Origin of the sequence: Duganella qianjiadongensis, assembly GCF_009857915.1 — a bacterium.
Taxonomy (GTDB): Bacteria; Pseudomonadota; Gammaproteobacteria; order Burkholderiales; family Burkholderiaceae_D; genus Rugamonas; species Rugamonas qianjiadongensis.
The window spans coordinates 77,709-94,315 of sequence record NZ_WWCM01000001.1; the positions used below are offsets into that span (position 1 = coordinate 77,709).

At 63.0% G+C, this 16,607-nt stretch carries 18 protein-coding genes; 2 read left to right on the forward strand and 16 right to left on the reverse strand.

Translation table 11 applies throughout. From position 1 onward, the window contains the following. Positions 1-4: 4 nt before the first annotated feature. The gene (locus GTP27_RS00420) at positions 5-1,060 is read left to right on the forward strand and encodes an alkene reductase (protein WP_161037232.1); all 1,056 of its coding nucleotides are present in this window, start codon (positions 5-7) and stop codon (positions 1,058-1,060) included. A gap of 161 nt (positions 1,061-1,221) precedes the next feature. Here the strand turns inward: GTP27_RS00420 and GTP27_RS00425 are convergent, their stop codons facing one another. The 7 genes from GTP27_RS00425 to GTP27_RS00455 all read right to left on the reverse strand — a co-directional run bounded on the left by GTP27_RS00425 (position 1,222) and on the right by GTP27_RS00455 (position 8,017). Beyond that, positions 1,222-2,178, reverse strand: a complete 957-nt coding sequence (locus GTP27_RS00425) for an MBL fold metallo-hydrolase (RefSeq protein ID WP_161037233.1) — start codon at positions 2,176-2,178, stop codon at positions 1,222-1,224. 71 nt (positions 2,179-2,249) lie between these two features. Continuing rightward, a complete protein-coding gene (locus GTP27_RS00430) occupies positions 2,250-3,329 on the reverse strand; it encodes an acetate kinase (protein ID WP_308495148.1) in 1,080 nt (359 codons plus the stop codon). A gap of 21 nt (positions 3,330-3,350) precedes the next feature. Next, positions 3,351-3,839, reverse strand: a complete 489-nt coding sequence (locus tag GTP27_RS00435; protein WP_161037234.1) for a hypothetical protein — start codon at positions 3,837-3,839, stop codon at positions 3,351-3,353. A 10-nt stretch (positions 3,840-3,849) separates the two neighbouring features. Next, positions 3,850-4,539: a C39 family peptidase gene (locus GTP27_RS00440; RefSeq protein WP_161037235.1), complete on the reverse strand. Its 690-nt coding sequence runs from the start codon at positions 4,537-4,539 to the stop codon at positions 3,850-3,852. Then, the gene (locus GTP27_RS23695; RefSeq protein WP_229633258.1) at positions 4,536-4,910 is read right to left on the reverse strand and encodes a hypothetical protein; all 375 of its coding nucleotides are present in this window, start codon (positions 4,908-4,910) and stop codon (positions 4,536-4,538) included. The genes GTP27_RS00440 and GTP27_RS23695 overlap by 4 nt, the downstream gene beginning before the upstream one ends. Before the next feature lie 56 nt (positions 4,911-4,966). After that, positions 4,967-6,373 carry a hypothetical protein gene (locus tag GTP27_RS00450; protein WP_161037236.1) on the reverse strand — a complete coding sequence of 469 codons (1,407 nt, stop codon included), beginning with the start codon at positions 6,371-6,373 and terminating at the stop codon, positions 4,967-4,969. A gap of 270 nt (positions 6,374-6,643) precedes the next feature. Continuing rightward, positions 6,644-8,017, reverse strand: a complete 1,374-nt coding sequence (locus tag GTP27_RS00455) for a sigma-54 dependent transcriptional regulator (RefSeq protein WP_161037237.1) — start codon at positions 8,015-8,017, stop codon at positions 6,644-6,646. 169 nt (positions 8,018-8,186) lie between these two features. Between GTP27_RS00455 and GTP27_RS00460 the strand changes: the two genes are divergently transcribed. Beyond that, on the forward strand, positions 8,187-8,825 hold the full coding sequence (locus GTP27_RS00460) for a 1-acyl-sn-glycerol-3-phosphate acyltransferase (protein ID WP_161037238.1): 639 nt from the start codon (positions 8,187-8,189) through the stop codon (positions 8,823-8,825). A gap of 51 nt (positions 8,826-8,876) precedes the next feature. Here GTP27_RS00460 and GTP27_RS00465 read toward each other — a convergent pair whose 3' ends face one another. From GTP27_RS00465 to GTP27_RS00505, 9 genes are all read right to left on the reverse strand, one after another. Continuing rightward, positions 8,877-9,434 carry a HupE/UreJ family protein gene (locus tag GTP27_RS00465; RefSeq protein ID WP_161037239.1) on the reverse strand — a complete coding sequence of 186 codons (558 nt, stop codon included), beginning with the start codon at positions 9,432-9,434 and terminating at the stop codon, positions 8,877-8,879. A gap of 25 nt (positions 9,435-9,459) precedes the next feature. Further along, entirely contained in the window at positions 9,460-10,089 is a 630-nt protein-coding gene (gene ureG / locus GTP27_RS00470) for an urease accessory protein UreG (RefSeq protein WP_161037240.1), read from the reverse strand. A 13-nt stretch (positions 10,090-10,102) separates the two neighbouring features. Beyond that, a complete protein-coding gene (locus GTP27_RS00475; RefSeq protein ID WP_161037241.1) occupies positions 10,103-10,783 on the reverse strand; it encodes an urease accessory protein UreF in 681 nt (226 codons plus the stop codon). Next, positions 10,783-11,298 (reverse strand): urease accessory protein UreE, encoded by a 516-nt coding sequence (ureE, locus tag GTP27_RS00480; protein ID WP_161037242.1) that lies wholly within the window; start codon positions 11,296-11,298, stop codon positions 10,783-10,785. The genes GTP27_RS00475 and ureE overlap by 1 nt, the downstream gene beginning before the upstream one ends. 19 nt (positions 11,299-11,317) lie before the next feature. Further along, positions 11,318-13,018, reverse strand: a complete 1,701-nt coding sequence (ureC, locus tag GTP27_RS00485; RefSeq protein ID WP_161037243.1) for an urease subunit alpha — start codon at positions 13,016-13,018, stop codon at positions 11,318-11,320. A gap of 36 nt (positions 13,019-13,054) precedes the next feature. Next, positions 13,055-13,381 carry an urease subunit beta gene (locus tag GTP27_RS00490; RefSeq protein WP_155433827.1) on the reverse strand — a complete coding sequence of 109 codons (327 nt, stop codon included), beginning with the start codon at positions 13,379-13,381 and terminating at the stop codon, positions 13,055-13,057. Positions 13,382-13,471: 90 nt separating this feature from the next. After that, positions 13,472-13,774 carry an urease subunit gamma gene (locus GTP27_RS00495; RefSeq protein ID WP_161034481.1) on the reverse strand — a complete coding sequence of 101 codons (303 nt, stop codon included), beginning with the start codon at positions 13,772-13,774 and terminating at the stop codon, positions 13,472-13,474. Positions 13,775-13,789: 15 nt separating this feature from the next. Then, on the reverse strand, positions 13,790-14,647 hold the full coding sequence (locus GTP27_RS00500) for an urease accessory protein UreD (RefSeq protein WP_161037244.1): 858 nt from the start codon (positions 14,645-14,647) through the stop codon (positions 13,790-13,792). A 141-nt stretch (positions 14,648-14,788) separates the two neighbouring features. Further along, positions 14,789-16,606, reverse strand: a complete 1,818-nt coding sequence (locus GTP27_RS00505) for a DUF885 domain-containing protein (protein ID WP_161037245.1) — start codon at positions 16,604-16,606, stop codon at positions 14,789-14,791. Position 16,607 lies beyond the last annotated feature (1 nt).

The window sequence follows — 16,607 nt, forward strand, 5'->3', positions numbered from 1 at the left end:
CTACATGGCTACTCTGTTCGACCCCATTACTATCGGCGACCTGACGCTGAAAAACCGTATCGTCATGGCCCCGCTGACGCGTGCCCGTGCTATCGGCGGCGGCCGCGTGCCGAATGCCCTGATGGCTGAATATTATGCCCAGCGCGCCAGCGCCGGCCTGATTCTGAGCGAAGCCACCGCCGTCACGCCACAGGGCGTGGGCTATGAAAATACGCCGGGCCTGTGGTCGGATGAACAGGTAGAAGGCTGGAAGCTGGTCACGGCGGCCGTGCACGCTGCTGGCGGCCGCATCTTTGCCCAGCTGTGGCACGTGGGCCGGATTTCCGACCCCAGCTTCTTCGCCGGCGAGCCACCGGTAGCGCCTAGCGCGATCGCTGCGCAGGGCCACGTCAGCCTGCTGCGGCCGGAACGCCCCTACCCTGTGCCGCGCGCACTGGAAACGGCCGAACTGGCCGGCATCGTAGCCGCCTACAAGCTGGGGGCGGAAAACGCCAAAAAAGCAGGCTTTGACGGCGTGGAAATCCACGGCGCCAACGGCTACCTGCTCGACCAGTTCCTGCAGGATAAGACCAACCAGCGTAGCGACAACTACGGCGGCTCGATCGAAAACCGTGCCCGCTTGATGCTCGAAGTCACCGATGCCTGCATCGAAGTCTGGGGCGCCAGCCGCGTCGGCATGCACCTTGCACCGCGCCGCGATGCGCACGATATGGGCGACAGCAATCCCGCCGCCACCTTCGGCTACGTGGCGCAGGAGCTGGGCAAACGTAAGATTGCCTTCATCTGCGCCCGCGAAGCAGTGGGCCCGGACAGTCTGGGCCCCTTGCTGAAGGAAGCTTTCGGCGGCGTCTACATCGCCAACGAAAAACTGGATAAGGCGGGCGCACAGGCTTTGCTGGATGCGGGCAAGGCCGATGCAGTGGCATTCGGCAAGGACTACATCGCCAATCCCGATCTGGTCAGCCGTCTGCAAAAGGATGCCAGCCTCAACCCTTGGCAGCCTGCCACTTTCTACGGCGCCACGGCGGAAGGCTATACCGACTATCCGGCACTGGCCTGATACGGCCGCTTAATCCGGCCGCTTAATCCGGCGCACGGCTCTGAGCATGCGCACTAATAAAATGGGCCCGGTCTGCACCGAGCCCATTTTTATTGCTGCGCAGAGTAGATCACTGCGTGGCGTAAGCGGCATCTGCTTGCCGGCGTTACGCTGGTCGTTGCCTAGCGTGGCTGGGTGTAGTTCACCGGAATGAACTCGTAAGCCTTGCCTGCCGCACGCACATGGCCCAGTGCCGGGAATGGCAGGTGCGCCGCGCCGATCAGATAACCGCCTTTGACCGCCGCAGCAAAAGCTTCCTTGCGCTCGGCAATCGCGATCTTGCTATCCGTGTCGAACTGGATGCCCACCCCCGGATCGGCAAACTGCACAGCTTCCACGTGCAGCAGGTCGCCCAGCAGCACCAGCTTCTGCCCTTTGCTCTCGATCACATAAGTAATGTGGCCTGGCGTATGGCCGCCGTTGAAGTAGGAACGCACACCGGGCACCAGTTCCGTATTGGCCACGATGGGCTGGAACTTACCCGCCTTCACATACGGATTGACCGACACCATGGGGCCGAGGAAGTTATCCTTGGCTTCCGGTCCGGCCTTGTCCAGATTGGCCTGATTCAGATAATAGTCGGCATCGAGCTTACCGGCGCGCACGACGGCGTTAGGAAATACGCGCTGCTCGTTGGACGACAGGCCGCCCACGTGATCGCTGTGCATATGGCTGATGTAGATTTCATCGACCTGCTCGGGCTGGTAGCCGGAGGCCTTCAGATTGCTCAGCAGACGGCCCAGCGTGGGACCGAACAGGCTGGCCGCACCGGCATCAACCAGCACCAGCTTGCTACCCGTATTGATCAGGAAGCCGTTGACGGACGTTTCCAGCGGGCTGTGCTCGAACACCTTGGCCAATGCTGCATCCGTTTTCTCCGCGGGCTGCTTGAGCAGCTTGTTGACCGGCAGATCTACCGTACCGTCGTTCAGCACCGTCACTTCGAAATCACCGAGCGTGGTGCGATAGAAACCCGGGGCCTGGAATTTTGCCATCGGCGCGGCTGCCTGCGCGACAGAACTCGCGGCTGCGATGGCAACCAGCACAGCGACAGAACGGCTCAGTTTAAAGGGTATCATGGCGCTCCTTGTTATTTTTTAGAGAAGAAACGCTACGATACCGCAAATTCCACGGCCGTGTTTGCCTGCTGCTAAAACGTCATGGGCATGCGCACCGACAACTGCACATCGGGCGTATCGCGCGTCAATCCGGCACCGATGGCGACGCTGACGGTGCGCTTTGCACTGAGCCGGTAGGACAAGCCCATCAGCAGGGTTCCCAGCTGGGTCCGCACTGAACCGGGCACCGCCACCCCGTTCTGTCTGGTGCGGGCGATGGAACTGTGGTCATAGCCGAAGCTGATCAGGGCCTTATCGTTGAGGGCCAGACCCAGGCCCAGATTAAAGCCGAACACAGCACCCGGTGCCAGCGTGCCCAGCGGCTCCAGTTCACCCGCCAGCACGCGCCGGCTGACGTTGTTACGCTTGAAGTTATACAGGTAGCTGATGCCGCCGAAAAGTATGGCAGGATCGCTCGCGTATAGCCAGGTGACACTGGGCTGCAGCGCATAGAAGCCCGAGCCGGTGGGCAAATCCAGCGGCAAGCCGGTGCCGGTGGCATCGGCGCCCACGCAGCGACGCGTACAATCGGTCACCACGCTGAACGGATCCCGCCCCGTGCGCGATTTGAAGCGCAAGCCCGCCACATAATAGGGGCTGTCATTACCACCCTGATTGAGCTGGTAGCGCAGCGCCAGTTCGGCATCCCCTATGCCTTTGCCGCTAGTCTCGAATACCCGGTCGACCCCAGTTCCGGTGAAGAGTTCGCGACTGACAGTCGAATCGGAGCGATACACATACGGCAGCTTCAGCTCGACCTCGGCGCGGCGCCCCAGCCCGTAGCGCAGAGTCAGTGCCGCAGTGGCGGTGTTGCGCTTGACCTCACGCACATCTACCAGCCCGATCAGCAAGGCAGGAATGATGGTGTAACCCACCAGTACCACGCGATTACTGGACGAATAGCCGAATTGCGCCGACGGCTCGACGATCAGATCGCCACGCGGCGTCAGTACGCCCGGCTGCTCGAACAGTGGCGCAACAGCGGGCGCTGTGGCAGCGTCGGCCCGCGCGACAGTTGACGTGGCCCCGCTGATCAATGCCAGCGCTAGCGCTAGCCTGATATTGAATTTCCGCTTGCACTTCGACTCTGATTTCTGCTGTAACTTCGGCATGCCTGCCCTCCGCGCTGGTGTTTACTTAGGTCCCACTGCCGCGCTCAGAGCTGCCCTCAGTACGCCTTCAAAATTCAGACTGTTGAGCATGGCCAGGTTGCTGACAGTGGTGCTGATGGTGGTCTGGCTGCGGATAGCCTGATCATTCAGACTGTTCTGGATCAGCAGTGCACCGGGGCTATCCGGCAGGGCCATCGCGCCGCCATCGCTCACCCGCACACCGGCCAGCGCCACACTGGCCGCGCTGATCTCCGCAGCGCTCAACTTTGTCACATCTGCGTAGTCAAACCGACTACTGGCTACAACACCGCCATTGATCGAAACCAAACGTTCTACACCTAGACTCACCAGCAGAACGTTGCCCGGCTCGAAGCCGCCGCGCGCCTGTTCCAGCTGCGCGGCACTGACTGCCTGCCAGTCCTCCGGCAAGGAAGCTGCCGGTGCGGGCCCGCACAGGCCGAAAGCACAGATCAGCCAGCCGCATGGCGATCGCCGTTTCTTACGCTGCATATCGACTCCTCTAGAAATTTCCGCTGCCTGTTTTGGGCAACACCGACATGGCCGGTATCACGTTGCTCACCGCCGAAGCCAGTAGCACTTGCGGTGCCACCTGCCAGTCAGCGGCCAGATTAAAACGGGGCTGGCCCGGCCACTCGTGGATCACGAACAGCAGACCGTCCTGCCAGATATGCTCGAACTGCGTACGGCTGAGAGCGCGGGTGCCGCTGGCCGGATCACCAAGCAGAATACGGTCCGCCTGTACGCCCTTGATAACAACGAAATGGGAATAGCCTTGCTCGGCTATGCGCACGATGGCGGGCAGACCGGCCTGTGCCAGTTTCTCCAGCGGCTGCTGGTAGCCATCGGCAATCAGCCCCAGACTCGCCAGCAGACGCTGCATATCGAGCAGCGAAAATCCCTGCTGCTGTATGCGCTGCGGATCGCCGCGAGCCAGCATGGCATCGAACACCTGCTGCTCGCTCACCGCTCGGCCGTAGTGATAGGTCAGCAGCGTTGCCAGCGCCGCCGAGCCGCAGCTAAAATCCGTCTGCTGATGCACGGTAGTGAGAAAGCGCCCAGCTTTGATGCTGGTGACGGGTACCGCTACACCGCCGCCACCCGGCAGGGGCAGATCGGCAGCGCTGGTCAGCGGCGTGCTGCCCGCTAGCAGCAGCTGCAAGGTAGCGGCCACGATAGTGCGCAGCTTCATCGCATCTGCACATTGATGATGGTGGCGTTCTGGATCAGTACATTCGCGCCCGAGTTCTGGATAGCCACCGGCAGACCGGCCGCGTTGGCAAACGATGCGCCGGATATGGCGTTCGCTCCCGTCACCACGTTGATGGCGGCATTGCCGCTGACTGTGCCAGCGACATCCATGTTGTTGCTGACCGTATCGCTACCGGCACGCTTATCGGCCAGCGCCTGCGGCGCCAGCGGCCGCCAGCCCGCCTGCGCTCGCAGCTGGCGCGGCAGCTCGTGCTGCCCCTGCTGCACCTCTCCGCCACGCTCCTGTGCCGCGCCGGCGGCCGACACAGCCATGCACAGCAAGCCTGCTATCACTTCCGAGAATTTTTGCATTATCGCTCCCTGTTTCTGGGCGGGCCACATCCTGCTGTACGCAGCCCGCCCGGACATTACTTGCCGACAGCCAGATTGGCCTGCACGTTGACGCTCTGCTGTACCAGCGACGAAATGCCGCTGTTTTGCGCCACCACCATTACACCAGCGGCGGACTGGCCGACATTGCTCATGGCGTTAGACATGTTAAAAGTGCCGGCGTCGACCGAAACGTTGCCGCCTGCCCCGCCGATACCGCCACTGCCGGCACCGCCTGTCGCAGCGCCACCCGTATTGGTGCCGCCACTACCACCGGCACCGGCCAGATTGCCCCCACCGCCAGCGCCACCAGCGCCGGCGGCACCACCGGTCGAACTGCCATTGGTGGGGTTGCCATTGCTGGCGCTGCCACCTGCTGCGGCACCACCGGTTGCACCGCTGCCGGCAGTATTGCTGGCGCTGCCGCTGGCAGCACCATTGCCACCCGCTGCACCCGCGCCACCGGCCGCGCCCGTGCTGCTAGCGGCGCCACCGGTACCGCCAGCGCCACTATTGCCGGTACTGGCCGAGGCGCCTGCACCGCTGGTCTGGCTGGCTGCGGCGCCGGTGCCGCCGGCACCGCTGGTGGCCGCACCACCTGCCGCGCCATTGCCTGCCGTGTTGCTGCCACCCGAAGCGGCACCACCGGCGCCACTGCTGCCGCCGTTGGCGCTGGCATTACCGGCATTGCCGGTGACCCCGCCGTTGCCGCCGTTGCTGCCGGTAGCCGTACCCGTCATACCGCCAGCGCCACCCGTTGCCGGGCCGTTGGCGCCGCCTGCACCGCCACTGGCCATGCCGCCTGCACCGCCGCTACCGCCGGCACCACCCGTGGCCACCTCGCCCCGTCCGCCTGCACCACCGGCGCCGCCCATGCCACCAGCGCCGCCAGCACCGCTGCTCGCAGCGGCGGCATAGCCACCCGCGCCACCGGCGCCGCCAGTACCACCGCCAGCCGAGGCACTGCCGTTGCTGGCACTGCCATTCACGGCGTTGCCACCATTGCCACCAGCGGCGCCGTTGCCGCCATAGCTGTCGCCACCATAACCACCACTGCCGCTGGCTGTGCCGCCCGTTGCGCTGCCAGCCACGCCGCCATAGCCGTCACCGCCAGTACTACCGGCACTATTGCTGGCGTTGTTGCCGATATTCTGGACGGTGTTGCCTGATACCGAGCCACTGAGGGTGCTATTCGCGTTAGCGGCTGAAGTGTTATAGGAATTGCTGATCGCAGAACTGGCCGTGGCGCCGTTATTGGCCGCTGCGGCACCCACCTGACTCGCAGTGGCGGCGCCGCTGCTCCGGTTGCTGTTACTGCTGCTATCTTGTACTGCTGACGAGGCGTCATTAGCGTGAGCGCCAGCACCGGACTGGGTTGTGGTGGTCTGGGCCATACTGCTGCCAAAAGCCAATGCCAGCGCCGTGGCAATTAAGGTTTTCTTCATAGAGACTCCTGCTTCGACAAGTTGTAGGAAAAAATGGGGGGGTACCGGGCCGCCCTGCACCCGATAGTCCTCTCTAGGCAAACACGGTGCCACCCTGAATGCCTGCCACCTAAGTCCTTGACTGGAAGAGTTATTTCGACGCTGCCAGCGTCGCCCGCTGAAGATTGAGGCAAGCGGCCCTGCGCAGGGTGTCACAGCCATGCGACACGGCGGGTATAAGCATCACCCCACTGCCAGGCCGGCTGGCCACAACGACGAATGAAGCATCTATCAATCCGGTGCTGAGCGCAGAGTGTCACGCTGGTGTGACCGCACTGCGATGCCATGCTTGGCCAGCAGGCGGTACAGCGTCATGCGCGACACCCCCAGACGCCGCGCCGCCTGCGCGACATTGCTGCCGGCTTCCAGCAGGCTGGCGGCGATCGCAGCGCGCTCGGCCAGCACGCGCGCATCGTCCAGCCCCAGCTCCGCTCGGCTGCGCGCGACTGCCTCCAGGCCGAGATCTGGCGGCATGATCCAGCGCCCGTCCGCCATGACCATGGCGCGCCGCACCCGGTTCAGCAGTTCGCGCACATTGCCGGGCCAGTCATGCGCCGCCAGCGCCTGTGCAGCAGTGCGGCTGAAACCGCGCAACTGGCGACTGCGTTCACCGGCATATTGCTGGAAGAAGTATTGCGCCAGCGGCAGCACATCTTCGCGTCGCTGGCGCAAGGGCGGCACTTCCAGCGACAGCACATTCAGGCGGTAATACAGGTCCTCGCGAAAACTGCCCCGTGCGACCGCTTGCGCCAGATCAACGTGGGTCGCCGCCAGCACCCGCACATCGACTGTGCGGCTGACGGTAGAACCGAGCCGAAGAATGGTCTTTTCCTGTAAAAACCGCAGCAGACTGGCCTGTAGTTCCAGCGGCAGATCGCCGATCTCATCGAGCAGCAGCGTGCCCCCCTGCGCCGCTTCGATCAGACCGCGCCGTTCGCGGCTGGCGCCGGTGTAGGCGCCCCGTTCATGACCGAACAGCTCGGCATGAATGAGCGAGGCCGGCAAGGCCGCGCAGTTCACCGCGATAAACGGCGCCTTGCGGCGCGCCGACAGTCCGTGCACAGCCTGCGCCACCAGTTCTTTGCCGCTGCCGCTTTCCCCGCTGATCAGCACGGGCGCCAGCACCCCGGCCACACGCTGCAGCTGGCCACGCATGCGCGTCATGGCATTGCTGATGCCCACCATATGCGGCAACACAGGCGCTGTCGCCGGCAACAGCGCTGTGCCGAGCGCCGCCAGTCCCTGCACGTGGCCCAGCGTCTGGCCCAGCCTAGCCGCATCGAGCGGCATGGTGTGGAAATCATGGCAGTGGGCATGCACCAGCGCGCGCCAGCAAGGCTGACACAGCAAGCGAGGTGGCAGCAACGCCACCCAGCGCACCTGCCAGTGCCGCAGCAGGAACTCTTCCAGTGCTGCGGGAGGCTCGCTAAATTCGGTACCGATCAGCAGCAAGCCCACCCGCACAGGCTGTAGAACCTGCAGCCGTTCCGCTTCCTTGAGACTGGCAACTTGATGAAGCGAATAGCCTGCGACGGCTTGCGCCAGAGACGCCGGTGACGGCACTTTGCCTAGCGTCACACAAAGAATGGCAGAGTGAGAGGTCATGCCGGTTGGACTGGCATAAATGACAATAGTTCGCTCTTGTCATTTGAACCAGAACAAGTTGCTTGCCGCAACTACGGCAGCAATATAGAATGCCTGCGCAGTTTTTTTGACTAGGGATGTGCCGACCTGTCAATAGTGAAAATATTAAAACAACGACGGGATCAAACAAATGAGTAATTTTCAATTAAAGCCGGCCGACCTGCCCAAGTGGGGCCAGCGCACCGCCTTGCGCGTGCTACATCTGTTCGGCTGGAAACTGCTGTTCCGTCCGCTACCCGGCCCGCGCGGCATCTGCGTCATCTACCCGCACACCTCGAACTGGGATTTCATGGTGGGCCTGTTCGGCAAGTGGGCGCTGGACCTGCCCTTCCGCTGGCTGGCCAAGGACTCGCTGTTCAAAACCCCGCTCGGTAACTGGTTCCGCTCGCTGGGCGGCGAGCCGGTCGAACGGGGCACCCCTAGCGGCACCATCAAGACGCAGGCAGCCCGCATGAATGCCGCCGACTGGTACTGGGTGGGCATCACGCCGGAAGGCACGCGCGGCTATCGTCCGTACTGGAAAAGCGGTTTCTACCATCTGGCGCTGGAAGCCAAAGTTCCGCTGGTGCTGGTGTACATCGACTACGCCACCAAATCGCTGGGACTGGTAGAACACGTAGAACTGACGGGCGATCAGGCCACCGACTTGGACCGCATCCGCGCCGGTTTTGCCGGCCGCCAGGGCCTGTATCCGGAAAAGGCTGCGCCCATCGTGTTTCAGGAGCGCCGTCCAGACGAGGACAGCGCGGCCGATTCCCGTCAGGCTTAAACCGCGCTGGCGCCAGGGGCCAGATGCCAGATGGCGCGCCGCTATCTGGCCTCAGGCCAGCGTCAGCAGCATGGCGCCGCTCGCCGCCAGCGCAGCACCGGTCCATTTCAGCATCCGCAGCGACACCGCAAGGCCCAGTACGCGGCCTGCATACACCAGCAAGGCACTGGTCAGCATCAACCCCAGCGTGCTCGCCACGGCAGGCAGTTCATGGCCATGCGCATTGCCATGCAGGATGGCGAACGTGGCCAGCATAGCCGCCGCCAGCCATTGCGGCAAACGCACGGCCGCTGCCAGCAGCACGCCCAGCATAGCCACGGTCAGCGCGATACCGGCTTCCAGCCCGGGGATTTCCAGACCCGCCACACCGCTCAGCACGCCCACCAGCAGCAGCCCCAGAAAGCCCAGCGGCAGTGCCGCTTTGGCACTCTGGCGCACGCTCCACATACCAACTGCCAGCATGGCCAGCAGATGATCGAGCCCCGTCAGCGGGTGCAGCAGGCCGTCGCGGAATCCATGGCTATGCCAGCCTGCCCCCTGCACATGGGCTTGCGCATACGTGCTGGCGATAGCGAGTGCAGCGAGGGCGATAAATCGGATAGGGTTCATATCAGTGCTCCGGTAAAGTTCGGGTTCAGGCAGCGGCACGGGCTTCCATCAGCCCCTGCACGCGGATAAAGTCGATCACCGCCTGCACGCCTTCGCCGCTGCGCAGGTTGGTGAACAAAAAGGGACGCGCGCCGCGCTGCTGCTTGGCATCGCGCGCCATCACATCGAGATCGGCCCCCACATGGGGCGCCAGATCGGTCTTGTTGATGATCAGCAGATCGGAGCGGGTGATGCCGGGCCCGCCCTTGCGGGGGATTTTCTCGCCCCCTGCCACATCGATCACATAGATGGTCAGGTCGGACAGTTCCGGGCTGAAGGTGGCGGCCAGATTGTCGCCGCCAGATTCCACCAGTATCAGGTCCAGCGCAGGAAAATCGGCCTGCATGCGGGCGATGGCTTCCAGATTGATGGAAGCATCTTCGCGGATCGCCGTATGCGGGCAGCCGCCCGTTTCCACGCCCATCAGGCGCTCGGCGGGCAATGCATCGGCACGCAACAGTATCTCCATATCTTCCTTGGTGTAGATATCGTTGGTGATCACGGCCATGTCGTAGCGCTCGCGCATGCCTTTGCACAGCATTTCGCACAGTGCGGTCTTGCCCGAGCCGACCGGGCCGCCGATGCCGACGCGCAGGGGATTGGATGGAATGCTCATAAAAACTCTCTTGTTAGGATCGGTATAAACGGCTGTACTGCACTTCGTGCTGGGCCGACAGCAGCGACAGACCCGGCGCCCAGTTACTCATTTCATCGTCAGGCACGCTGCGCGCATGCAGCGCTGCCGCCTCCAGTTCGGCGCGCAGCGACAGCAGCAGCCGCTGGCCCGCCACCTGCCCCAGCGGCACGGATTTCACACACACCAGCACCTGATTTTCGGCCCAGGCAAACAGCATGGCCAGCAAGGCAGCTTCGTGCGGTATGCCCAGCGCCGCCACCGCACAGGCATAGGCGGTGGGCAGGGCCACCTCGCTCTGTCCCTGCAAATGGCCCAGCATTTCATCATCGACAAAGCCCAGTTCCGCTACCAGCCGGCTCAGCGAAAAGCCCATCTGTATGGTCTCGGCGCGAAACTCGGCACTGTCGCGCGAGGCGATAAAGCGCTCGCTCCACAAAGCCACATCCACCCAGTCGCGCCGCGTATAGGCCTGCATCAGCCGCCAGCACACCGGCGCTTCCCAGTTCGCCATCACTTCGTGCAGATGACGCACTATCCAGTCGCGTGCCGTGGCGGCGTCGTGCACCAGCCCCCGCTCCAGCGCCGCCTCCAGCCCCTGCGAATAGCTGTAGGCGCCTATCGGCAATGCCGGACTGGCAAACTGCAGCAGATGCAATAAGGCTGTGGCCTGCATCAGCGCGCGTCGCCCGGCCGGTGTATCTTCTGGCGCAACGGCACAGGCGCCAGAAGATGGCTGTGCTGGCCGGCTTCGTGGTGGTGGCCGTGGCCGCCGCCATAGGCGCCCGCTTCCGGTTCGAACGGCGCGAGCTGCTCGATCACCGTGGCGCCCAGTCCCAGCAGCATTTCTTTCAATACCGCGTCGGCACGGATGCGCAGAAAACCGTCGCCCACCTGCGCCTGCGTGTGGCGGTTACCGAGATGGAAGGCGCAACGCAGCAGGGCCTGCGCATCGGCACAAGTCACCTGATAAGTCGGCTCGTCGGCGGCCACCACACGGATCACCCGCCTGTCTTCCCCCGTCAGCAGATCGCCGTCGCGCAGCACCGTGCCGCGCACGGTGAACACCGCCACTTCTTCGCCGCTATCCAGCGTGGCGCGCAAGCGGCATTTCTCGCGCAATTCGTAAGGCAGCACCAGCTGCGCGGCGATCAATTCGGCACTATCGAGTTTGGTATGTAGGGTCAGCATGGCAATTCGATTCGACTGGTTAGAACAGGAAGTAGCGCTGCGCCATCGGCAGCACGCTGGCCGGCTGGCACACCAGCAGTTCGCCGTCGGCGCGCACTTCATAGGTTTCGGCATCGACTTCCATCTTGGGCGTGGCGCCGTTATGGATCATGTCGGACTTGCGCAGCGAGCGCATATTGCGCGCCACGATAAGGGTCTTGTTCAGCTGCAGCTGCTGGCCTATGCCGGCGTCGTAAGCCGCTTGCGAGACAAAGGTGAAGGACTTTTTCAGGCCGCCGCCAAAGGCGCCGAACATCATGCGGTAGTGCACCGGTTGCGGCGTAGGGATAGAGGCATTCGGGTCGCCCATCTGCGCTGCCGCGATCATGCCGCCCTTGAGTATCATGGAAGGCTTGACGCCGAAAAAGGCCGGCTTCCACAGCACCAGATCGGCGATCTTGCCCACCTCCAGCGAACCGACTGCATGGGCGATACCGTGCGTGATGGCCGGATTGATGGTGTATTTGGCGATGTAGCGCTTGACGCGGAAGTTATCGTTGCGGGCGGTATCGGGCGCCAGCGCGCCGCGCTGCACTTTCATCTTGTGCGCGGTCTGCCAGGTGCGCATGATGACCTCGCCCACCCGCCCCATGGCCTGCGAATCGGACGACATCATGGAGATGGCGCCGATGTCATGCAGAATATCTTCTGCAGCGATGGTTTCGCGCCGTATGCGCGATTCGGCAAACGCCACATCTTCCGCAATCGCCGCGTCGAGGTGATGGCACACCATCAGCATGTCGAGGTGCTCGTCCAGCGTATTGACCGTGTAGGGACGGGTAGGATTGGTGGACGATGGCAGCACATTGCCCTCGCCTACTGCCGCAATGATATCGGGCGCGTGGCCGCCACCGGCGCCCTCGGTGTGGAAGGTATGGATGGTGCGGTCCTTGAACGCGGCCAGCGTATCGGCCAGATAGCCGCCTTCGTTGAGCGTGTCGCTATGGATGGCCACCTGCACGTCGAGCTTATCGGCCACACTCAGACAGTTATCGATGGCCGCAGGCGTGCTGCCCCAGTCCTCGTGCAGCTTAAGCCCGATGGCGCCGGCCAGCACCTGTTCTTCCAGCGGCTGCGGCAGGCTGACATTCCCTTTGCCTAGAAAACCCAAGTTCATAGCGAATGCATCGGCGGCCGACAGCATGGCATGCAGGTGCCACGGCCCCGGCGTGCAGGTGGTGGCCGAGGTGCCGGCAGAGGGCCCCGTGCCGCCGCCTATCATGGTGGTCACGCCGCTGGTCAGCGCCTCTTCGATCTGCTGCGGACAGATGAAGTGGATATGGGTATCCACCCCGCCCGCCGTGACGATCATGCCTTCGGCGGCGATGATTTCGGTGGCCGCACCGATGGCCATGGTGACATCGGGCTGGATGTCGGGATTGCCAGCCTTGCCGATAGCAGCGATCAGGCCATTCTTCAGACCGATATCCGCTTTGACGATGCCCCAGTGGTCGACGATGACGGCATTGGTCAGCACCGTATCCATCACCTCGGCCGCCAGCCGCTGCGACTGGCCCATGCCGTCGCGGATCACTTTGCCGCCGCCGAATTTCACCTCTTCGCCATAGGTAGCGTAGTCATGCTCGATCTCGATAAACAGTTCGGTATCAGCCAGACGGATACGGTCGCCGCGGGTGGGGCCGAACATCTCTGCATACGCGCGCCGCGTCATCGTTACCATAGGTATCCTTGCCCTATCTGTGTGCTTATTGCGTGCTTATTTACGGGGCGGCTGGTCGGCCAGCTTGCCCATCACCTTGCCATTAAAGCCGTACACCTTCTGCTCGCCGCCCAGCTTCACCAGTTCCACCGTGCGCTGCTGGCCCGGCTCGAAACGCACGGCAGTGCCGGCGGCGATATTGAGCCGCATGCCATAGGCTTTCCAGCGTTCGAATTTGAGCTCCGTATTCACCTCGAAAAAATGGAAATGCGAGCCCACCTGTACGGGACGGTCGCCCTGATTGCTGACCACCACGGTTGCCGTGGCCCGGCCCTGATTGAGTCCGATCTCGCCCTCTTCGAGCAGGTATTCACCGGGTATCATCGTGAGCTCCTTGTCAAACACTGGATTCGGTATGGGTTCTTGCTGGGTTTCTGCTGTTTCATCTACTGCTTTCGGTGCTACGGTTAAGTCTTAGGGAATCGGCTGGTGCACCGTGACCAGCTTGCTGCCATCAGGGAAAGTGGCTTCCACCTGTATGTCAGGGATCATTTCGGGCACGCCTTCCATCACATCGGCCCGCGTCAGAACGCGGGTACCGTCAGACATCAGCTGCGCCACGCTCTTGCCATCGCGTGCGCCTTCCATGATGGCGCAGGTAATCAGCGCCACCGCTTCGGGATAGTTGAGCTTCAGGCCGCGCGCAAGGCGGCGCTCCGCCACGATGCCGGCGGTGAAGATCAGCAGCTTGTCTTTCTCTCTTGGTGTCAGGTCCATGTCGGTGTATCGCTTTCAGGTCTGCCAGATGCGCGGCATGACAGCGGAGCGCTGCAGAAAAAATGGCCGCAGCCGGTACCACACCGCCAGCATCAGACGGCGCGCCGTCTCGCTGTCATTGCCCAGATGGCGCGCCACCAGCACGCCCCGGGTCTGGGTAATGCCGAATTGATGCTCGCCATCGGCGGCAATGTCGTTGCGGATTTCCGCCAGCAGCGGCGCAGGCACCTGCCGGCCAGCCGCAAGAAAAGTCGCGCAGACGGTCTGGCCCTGCATCGATAGGGGGCTATCGAGCTGGCCACCAAGCAGCGCACCCTGCTCCCACCAGATCAATTTACCGTCGAGGTAGATGCTGCTGCGCTGACGCACGCAGCCGCTGGCATAAACTTCGCCAGAGCTACGCCTGCCCATGCAGAGTATCTCGCAGCCGAGGTAGTGCGCAGCAGCGCCCAGACGGATTTCCTGCTCCAGCTGGACATGGGCGGTATCGAAGAAGATGGTTTCCTGCGGCAGCCATTCGAGCGCGCCGCCTGCGGCCACATCGAGCCTCACCTGCTGGCGCGAGATCTTGCCGTTGGCCTTGTACCACTTGGCCGCGCCGGGCGTCGCCAACAGCGCATGGGCGTTGGCAGCGACACTGGCGACGATGCTGAGCTGGTCGCCACCGACCACACCGCCGGGCGGATGCACGATGATGGCGTGGCATACCTTATCCCCTTCGGGATACAGCGCCTTCTGCACGCGCAGCGGGCCCACATGCAGGTTGTCGTACAGGCGGGTGGTGCTGCCGTCGAGCGCAAAGCCGAGCGTAAGGCTAGCCTGCCATGGCTGGCTGGCGGCGTGGTCGTCTCGGATGGCGGTGGTATCAGGCATGTGGTGGCATATGCAATCACCATGCCAGCCCATAGGAGATGGCGCTACGCATTTGCACGCACCAAAGCAGCAACGGCGCACCAATCCGGTGCGCCGTTGCAAGGAGGCTGCTACTAAGCGCCGCGGTGGTGCGGCACCCGCCTAGTCAAGGTGAGGATAGGGGCTCTTGCCGCCCTCCGCGATGAAGCGGTCGATGCGTGCTTCCAGCACCGGCAACGGCACGGAACCCAGTTGCAGCACAGTGTCGTGGAAGGCGCGGATATCGAATTTGCTGCCCAGTGCAGCTTCCGCCTTGCGGCGCGCCGCCATGATGCTCATCTCGCCCAGATAATAGGACAGCGCCTGACCGGGCCACGAAATATAGCGGTCCACTTCCGTTTCGATTTCATGCTCGGACAGTGCGGTGTTTTCGTGCAGATAATCCTGCGCCTGCTTGCGCGTCCAGCCCTTGCTGTGGATGCCCGTATCGACGACCAGACGCGAAGCGCGCCACGCCTGATAACTGAGCATGCCGAAGATTTCGTAAGGCGTTTCATACATGCCCATCTCCACGCCGAGCCGCTCGGAGTACAGCGCCCAGCCTTCGCCGAAGGCCGAAATGTAGGCGTTGCGGAAAGCCGGACGGCCTTTTTGCTCCATCGCCACCGGCATCTGGAAAGCATGGCCCGGTGCGGATTCATGCAGTGTCAGCGCCGGCATCGAATACAGCGCGCGCGACGGCAGGTTATAGGTATTGACCAGATACACCCCGGGGCCGCCACGGCCGGAAGTGTAGAACGGCGCCTGATCGTCCGGTACGGGAATCACGGCAAAGCGGCGCCGCGGCAGATAGCCGAAATACTGGCTTACCTTGCCGTCGAATTTCTTCGCCACCCACGCCGAGCGCATCAGCAGTTCTTCCGGCGTCTTGGCATAGAAGCGGGGATCGGTGCGCAGGAACTGCAGGAAGGCTGGCAGATCGCCGTCGAAGGCCACCTGCTTGATCACGTCCTGCATTTCGCTGCGGATCTTGGCCATTTCGGACAGACCGATCTGGTGGATCTGCTCTGCGCTCATGCTGGTGGTGGTGAACTCCACTATCTTCGACTGATAGTAAGCTTTACCATCCGGCAGGCTCTCGGCGGCCAGCGCTACGCGCGCATGCGGCACGTATTCCTCGCGCATGAACTGCAGCAGCTTGCGGTAGGACGGCAGCACCGAAGTCTCGATGGCTTGCACCGCTTCGGCGCGCAGCGCATCCTGCTGGACTGCAGACATACTGGCCGGCAGCGTCTTGAACGGCAGGTAGTACACGGTGTCCTGCGGCGTTTTGGCATCGGTGACAGAGGTGATGGAACTGTCGCGCCCCACCAGCGTAACTTGGGGCGGCGTGAAACCGCGCGCCAGACCGGCACGCATATTCACGATCTCGTCGTTGAAGTAGCGCGGCAGATCGGCTAGCTGCTTGAGGTAGTCGCGCAATTGTTTTTCGGTCGTGAGGGGGCGGCGTGCCGCACTGGCGAGGTTAGACCAGAACGCCGAATCGGCGTTGAGCGGCTTCTCGTATTCACGGAATTGCTGCCCCGCGATCAGCGCAGCGATCTGCGCCTTGTAGACCTGATAGTTGACCTTTTCGGCGGCGGACAGCTGCCGCTCGCTGATACCGTCAAGTTTTTTCATCACCCCCAGCCAGTAGTCGAGGCGCTGCTTCTGGGTGGCGGCATCGATGCGCGGCAGGCTGCTGTCGACACCGCTGTCGTCATCGTCCTCGCCCTCTTCCAGCTTCTGCTTCTGGCGCCACTTCCATTCCTGCTGATAGATGGCCTTGAAACGGGCATCGGCAGGCTGGGCACCGGGCGCCGGTTTTTCGGCTGCGGTGGCAGCAGCAGCAGCAGCGGCAGGCTGCGCCAGGGTAAGGGCGGCGCCGAATGCCAGCAGCATGGTTGCGCCAGAGAGCGCAGCGTTGAACTTCTTATCCATA